Here is a 1,139-nt window from a genome sequence, read left to right as displayed (position 1 = left end):
TTTACAAATTAATGTGGGTGTAAGAGGTTTAAGCCCTAATAGAAGCTGGGAATTAAATACGCGTCAGAACGGAGTAGACATTTCTGCAGATGTATTTGGCTATCCCGAGGCGTATTACAATCCACCTCTTGAAGCGGTTGAAACAATTCAAATGGTTCGTGGCGGCGCTTCTTTACAATTTGGACCGCAATTTGGAGGAATGCTCAACTATGTACTAAAAAGAGAAAAAGAAAAACCTTTTTCTTTTGAAACCCAGAACACTGTCGGCAGTTTTGGATTAGTAAGTTCTTTCAACGCTATTGGTGGAAAATATAAAAAATTCTCTTACTATGTTTACAATCATTCGAGAAGCGCTGATGGCTGGCGTGAAAATAACAGATTCACAGCGAGAAACACGCACGCCTTTGTGGAATATCGTTTTTCTGACAAAACAAAAATTGCTGCGGAATACACCAATTCAAATTATAATATGCAACAACCGGGTGGTTTGACCGATGATCAATTTAGATCTAATTCACGACAATCATTTAGAGAGCGCAATTGGTTTGGAGTGCCTTGGAACATTTTTTCTTTGAATTTCGATACCAAAGTAAATGCTAATTTTGATGTCTCTGTAAAAGCCTTTGGACTTATTGGTGAAAGAAATAGCGTTGGTTTTACAAATGGTCCAAATGTTGTCGATGCAATAAGCACTACAACAAATCAATATGCCAAACGTCGAGTAGATAGTGATATTTATAAAAATTTAGGTATAGAAAATCGAAATTTATACCGCTACAAACTTGGCAAAACTACTCAAAACCTTGCTTTTGGTGTGCGTTTGTATAAAGCAAACACTGAACGGTTTCAAAAAGGTGTTGGCACAACAGGAAGTAATTTTGATATGAGTATCGAAAATAGATACCCAACTGATTTGACATTTACAACCAAAAATATTGCGCTATTTGCCGAAAATCAATTTAAAATCACTGAAAAATTTAGCGTTACTCCAGGTATGCGTTTCGAACACATTAATTCTACATCAAATGGTAGAATCGATATTGTTTCTGGAAACGACGTTACAATTTCAGAAAAAAACATAACTAGAAACCAACCTCTTTTCGGCGTTGGGTTTGAATATAAGTTACGACAAACTAATT

The 1,139-nt window shown here is 35.9% G+C and carries 1 protein-coding gene; it reads left to right on the top strand.

Features of this window, described 5'->3' with window-relative positions:
- A partial coding sequence (locus EKL98_RS17760) for a TonB-dependent receptor family protein (RefSeq protein WP_158618352.1) occupies positions 1 to 1,139 on the top strand: 1,139 nt, incomplete at both ends.

This window comes from Flavobacterium bomense (assembly GCF_003970355.1).
The sequence above is the reverse complement of the archived record's forward strand: the minus strand, read 5'-3'. Positions and strand labels throughout refer to the sequence as shown.